The following is a 5,596-nucleotide window of genomic DNA, read 5'->3' on the forward strand; positions in this document are numbered from 1 at the left end:
CGATGTCAGGGGGCGGTTCGAGGATGTCACCGGCGACATCGACATGCATGACCGACGCGTCGAGGGTCAGTGCCTTCATCACCGGTACCGCCTTCAGCTCGGACCATGTCGGCGTCTCCAGGTAGAAGGCGCGACCGCCCCAGCCGAAGACGATGTAGCGGACCTCCGGCCTGTCGGCCGGTATGCCGGCGTCGACCAGGAAGTGGAAACGCTGGCGCACGGCATCGTCGACCGGGATGGCGATATCGGTGTGGATCGGATTGTTCAGCACCAGGATGTGGCGCGTCGCGGCGGGCATGGCGGCGGCCGCCGGCCACAGCGGCCGCGGCACGAGGGTGCCCGTCGTCACGGCGAGAGCGACGACAATCAACAGAAGGCCTAGAAAACGTCCCAGTCTCTTCATGAAAAGCGGCTCTGCAAAAGCGCTCCAGCGCGACAGGAACGGTCGCCTGTTATGCCATACGCAAAAGAGCCCGGCAGTGTTTCAGCCGGGCTCCTCGCAAACATCGAAAGCCTAGTGCAGGATCTGCGACAGGAACAGCTTCGTGCGCTCATGGCGCGGGTGGTCGAAGAACTCGGCCGGCGTGTTCTGCTCGACGATCTGGCCCTGGTCCATGAAGATCACCCGGTTGGCGACCTTGCGGGCAAAACCCATCTCGTGGGTGACGCACAGCATGGTCATGCCTTCTTCGGCAAGGCCAACCATGGTCTCCAGCACTTCCTTGATCATCTCCGGATCAAGCGCCGAGGTCGGCTCGTCGAACAGCATGATGCGCGGGTTCATGCACAGCGAGCGGGCAATCGCCACACGCTGCTGCTGGCCGCCGGAAAGCTGGCCGGGATATTTGTTGGCCTGTTCCGGGATCTTGACGCGCTTGAGGAAATGCATGGCGATTTCCTCGGCCTGCTTCTTCGGCGTCTTGCGCACCCAGATCGGCGCCAGCGTGCAGTTCTCCAGGATGGTCAGATGCGGGAACAGGTTGAAGTGCTGGAACACCATGCCGACCTCGCGGCGCACCTCGTCGATCTTCTTGAGATCGTTGGTCAATTCCTTACCGTCGACGATGATCTTGCCCTTCTGGTGCTCCTCCAGGCGGTTGATGCAGCGGATCATGGTCGATTTGCCGGAGCCGGAGGGGCCGCAGATGACGATGCGCTCGCCGCGCATCACTTTCAGGTTGATGTCCTTCAGCACATGGAACTCGCCATACCATTTGTGCATGGCGATGATGTCGATGGCGACATCGGTCGTCGAAATCTGCATCTTGGCGGCGTTGACCTTGATCTCTTCGGCGCTGACGGCATTTTCGGTGGCCATGAGAGGGATCCCCTTGTTCTTTTGTTTATGTTTAGCGTTTGTGGCCGGTGTCGAGCCGGCGTTCGGTGTACATTGAATAGCGCGACATGCCGAAGCAGAACAGCCAGAAGACGAAGGCGGCGAAGATCAGGCCGGACCTCGCCGTCTGCGCGGTTGCCCAGTTTGCATCGGAAAAATTCTGTTTGACGATGCCGAGCAGGTCGAACATCGAGATGATGATGACCAGGCTGGTGTCCTTGAACATGCCGATGAAGGTGTTGACGATGCCCGGGATGACCAATTTGAGCGCCTGCGGCATGACGATGAAATACATCTTCTGCCAATAGCCGAGGCCGAGCGAATCGGCACCTTCATATTGGCCCTTGGGGATCGCCTGCAGGCCGCCGCGCACCACTTCGGCCATATAGGCGGCGGCAAACAGCGACACGCCGATCAAAGCGCGCAGGAACTTGTCGAACGAAACGCCCTCCGGCAGGAACAGCGGCAGCATGACGCTGGCGAAGAACAGCACGGTGATCAGCGGGATGCCGCGCACCGTCTCGATGAAGACGACGCACAGCGTCTTGATGATCGGCATCTTGGAACGGCGGCCGAGCGCCAGCACGATGCCGAGCGGCAGCGACACGGCAATGCCGACGAAGGACAGGCTGAGCGTTACCAAGAGCCCGCCCCAAAGCGAGGTCTCGACATGCGGCAGGCCGAACATGCCGCCGACCAGCAGGACGAAGGCGACGATCGGCAGCACGAAGAACAGCAGAACCGCATTCAGCCCTTTGCGTGGCACCTTCGGCATCAGCATCGGCACCAGCAGCGCCACGAACAGGATGGCGACCAGGATCGGCCGCCAGCGCTCCTCGATGGGATAGCGGCCGAGCATGAACTGGCCGAACTTGGCATTGACGAAAGCCCAGCAGGCGCCGGTCCAGCCATCCGGCTGGATGCCGCCTTGCGCCACCGTGGCGCATACGGTCCGGTCCGGCCCCGTCCACACGGCGTTGATGAACGCCCAATTGATGATTTGCGGCAGGATCATCGCCACCAGGGCGATGCCGACGATTGTCAAAATGGTGTCGCCGGTAGACGCGATCAGGTTCTTGCGCACCCATGCGCCGAGGCCGGTGACGCTGGCGGGCGCCGGCTGCGCCAGCACCATTTCGGTGCGCACCCAGGACATATCATGTTCTTGCATGTCCTTACCTCACCTCTCCACCAGCGCCATCTTGGCGTTGAACCAGTTCATCACAAGCGAGGTCAGAAGGCTGATGGCGAGATAGATCACCATCATGATCACCACGCCCTCGACGGCCTGGCCGGTCTGGTTCAGCACTGTCCCGGCGGTCGCCGTCAGGTCCGGATAGCCGATGGCGATGGCCAGCGACGAGTTCTTGGTCAGGTTGAGATACTGGCTGGTCAGCGGCGGAATGACGATGCGCATGGCCTGCGGCACGACGACCAGCCGCAGGATCGATCCGGAACGCAATCCCAACGCTCCGGCGGCTTCCGTCTGGCCCGCGCTGACACCCCTGATGCCGGCACGCACGATCTCGGCGATGAAGGCGGCGGTATAGCAGGACAGCGCCAGATAAAGCGACAGGAACTCCGGCCGGACCTGAAAGCCGCCGGTCAGGTTGAAAGTCGACTGCTTGGGGTAATCGAAGCTCAGGGGAAAGCCGCTCAGCGCATAGGCGAGCAGCGGCAGCCCGACGATCAGCGCCGCGGATGTCCAAAACACCGGAAATTGCTGGCCGGTCGCCATCTGCCGTTGCCGCGCCTTGCGCGCGACGAACCACGCCATGGCGATGCCGACGAGCAGGGCGACGAAAATCAGCCATGAACCGTCGCCCCATACGGCGCGTGGAAAATAGAAACCGCGCTGGTTGAGAAAGGAGCCGAACGGCAAATTGATGCTGTCGCGTGGCGCCGGCAGCACGGCCAGCACGCCGGAATACCAGAAGAAGATGACCAGCAGCGGCGGGATGTTGCGGAAGACCTCGACATAGACGGTGCAGATCTTCCTGATCAGCCAGTTCTTCGAGAGCCGGCCGATGCCGATGACGAAGCCGATGATTGTCGCGGTGATGATGCCGACGATGGCGACGATGACCGTGTTGAGGAGGCCGACCAGAATGGCGCGGCCATAGGTCGAATCCGACGAATAGGCGATCGCGCTCTCGCTGATATCGAAGCCGGCGCGGCCCTTGAGGAAGCCGAAGCCTGAAGCGATGCGCAACCGCGTCAGGTTGTCGATGACGTTGTGGGCAATCCACCAGACGCCCGCCACCAGCAGCACGACGACCAGCACCTGGAAGAATATGCCCCGGATTTTCGGATCGTTGATGAAGGAGCCGCGGCTGGGCTCCTCGCGAAGTACGTCCTGCGATGCCATTCGACCGTCCCCTGGAAAGAGAAACCGGGAGGCAGATGATCTGCCTCCCGGATCACATTTCGATCAGCGGATCGGCGGCGCGTATTGCAGGCCGCCCTTGGTCCACAGCGCGTTGATGCCGCGCGCGATCTTCAGCGGGCTGCCCGAGCCGACATTGCGCTCGAACATTTCGCCATAATTGCCGACGGCCTTGACGATGTTGACCACCCAGTCATTGGAGACGCCGAGATCGGTACCGATCTTGGTGTCGGCTTCCTGGCCGAGAACGCGCTTGATCTCGGGGCTGGCCGAGTTCTTCATCTCATCGACATTGGCCTTGGTGATGCCGAGCTCTTCAGCCTGCAGCAGCGCAAAATAGGTCCATTTGACGATGTGGTACCACTGGTCGTCGCCCTGGCGAACGGCAGGTCCGAGCGGCTCCTTGGAGATGATCTCGGGCAGCACGACATGGTCGGCCGGCGATCCCAGCGTCAGGCGTATGCCATAGAGGCCCGACTGATCGGTGGTGTAGACGTCGCAGCGGCCGGCATCATAGGCGGCGTTGACCTCTTCCAGCTTTTCGAAGACGACGGGATTGTACTCCATCTTGTTGGCCTTGAAGTAGTCGGCGAGGTTCAGCTCGGTGGTGGTGCCGCTCTGCACGCAGACGGCTGCGCCCGAGAGCTGCAATGCCGAATTGACACCCGGCAGCTTCTTGGCGTTGATCATGAAACCCTGGCCGTCATAATAGGTGACGCCGATGAAATTCAGGCCGAGTGCCGTATCGCGGTTGATGGTCCAGGTGGTGTTGCGCGACAGGATGTCGATCTCGCCCGACTGCAGCGCGGTAAACCGCTCCTTGGCGCTGAGCGGCGTGAACTTGACCCTGGAGCCGTCACCGAAGACGGCGGCCGCGACAGCGCGGCAGAAATCCGCATCGATGCCTTGCCAGTCACCCTTGTCGTCCGGCGCCGAAAAGCCGGCCAGGCCGGTGGAGACGCCGCACTGGATGAAGCCCTTCGCCTTGACGGTGTCGAGCGTGGCCGCCGACGCGGCGGACGCCATCAATCCAAGCGTGGCGGCGCCTAGAATGCCGATAGCAATGTGTTTCATGACCCACAGACCCTTTTCTCTGTTTTTCAGGAGTAAATCCTGATTTTTTTCTCCCGTGTGAACGCGGCTTCATCCCGGCCCATCCCGAAACCCCGCATCGTAACCGACGCGCCGCCTCCCATTCACAAATGTCATCGAAGGCGATAATTCCTGTGAGGTCAAGGGAAATGACCCAAACCCGAAGAGTTTGAAAACCGATTGCCGTAAATGCCTGATTTACAGACAAACACGCCCGCGAATTAGTCAGCAGGGGCCAATAAAGGCGGCAAAGCTGATGCAACGCCAACGCGGGGCCGATACCGGCCGCGGCAGCGAAATCCATCCCGGGCAAATACCTCGTGGTTGTTGACCTCCGCGTGGGGCGAACTACCATGTCCCAAGATTGTCTTCTGACGATTTACTGGCGGCTGCAGTCCAATACAGGTCGCAGACGAAGACTGTTCTCAAGAGGCTTGAAAGACGATCCAGGTCCCGATGCCAGCCATCAACGCGCCTGAAACGCGCGGAATCAGCTGCCCGGTCGGCACCGTCTTCTCCAGCAGGACGAGGATGGCGATGCCGGCGATCCACAGCACGTTCATGACGCCACCGACGAACAGCAGAGCCATCAGCGCCCAGCAGCACCCCAGACAGTAGGCGCCGTGATCGATGCCCAGCCGGAGCGCGCCGAGCGGAGCGGAGCGGAATCCGCCATGGCCGGCCAGGAACGCGATCGGGGCCTGACATTGGCGCAGGCAGACGCCCTTCATCGGCGTCCATTGATAGAGACCGGCGGCGATCAGGACGAGGCCGCCGAGGAC

The 5,596-nt window shown here is 61.5% G+C and carries 6 protein-coding genes; all 6 read right to left on the reverse strand.

Annotated features, from left to right (window positions below):
- On the reverse strand, nt 1–403 hold a 403-nt coding region (locus ENZ75_RS18860), incomplete at its 3' end, for a DUF2459 domain-containing protein (RefSeq protein ID WP_128278238.1).
- A 111-nt stretch (nt 404–514) separates the two neighbouring features.
- Nucleotides 515–1,318, reverse strand: coding sequence for an amino acid ABC transporter ATP-binding protein (locus ENZ75_RS18865; protein ID WP_013532420.1), 804 nt, complete (start codon nt 1,316–1,318; stop codon nt 515–517).
- Between the two features lie 31 nt (nt 1,319–1,349).
- Complete coding sequence (locus ENZ75_RS18870; RefSeq protein ID WP_013532421.1) at nt 1,350–2,507, reverse strand: amino acid ABC transporter permease; 1,158 nt, start codon at nt 2,505–2,507, stop codon at nt 1,350–1,352.
- Between the two features lie 9 nt (nt 2,508–2,516).
- A complete protein-coding gene (locus ENZ75_RS18875; protein ID WP_013532422.1) occupies nt 2,517–3,704 on the reverse strand; it encodes an amino acid ABC transporter permease in 1,188 nt (395 codons plus the stop codon).
- A gap of 63 nt (nt 3,705–3,767) precedes the next feature.
- Nucleotides 3,768–4,796 (reverse strand): amino acid ABC transporter substrate-binding protein, encoded by a 1,029-nt coding sequence (locus ENZ75_RS18880; RefSeq protein WP_013532423.1) that lies wholly within the window; start codon nt 4,794–4,796, stop codon nt 3,768–3,770.
- Between the two features lie 443 nt (nt 4,797–5,239).
- A partial coding sequence (locus tag ENZ75_RS18885) for a DUF2182 domain-containing protein (protein ID WP_206617063.1) occupies nt 5,240–5,596 on the reverse strand: 357 nt, incomplete at its 5' end.

Source organism: Mesorhizobium sp. M7A.F.Ca.CA.002.04.1.1 (assembly GCF_004022805.1).
GTDB classification, from domain to species: domain Bacteria; phylum Pseudomonadota; class Alphaproteobacteria; order Rhizobiales; family Rhizobiaceae; genus Mesorhizobium; species Mesorhizobium ciceri.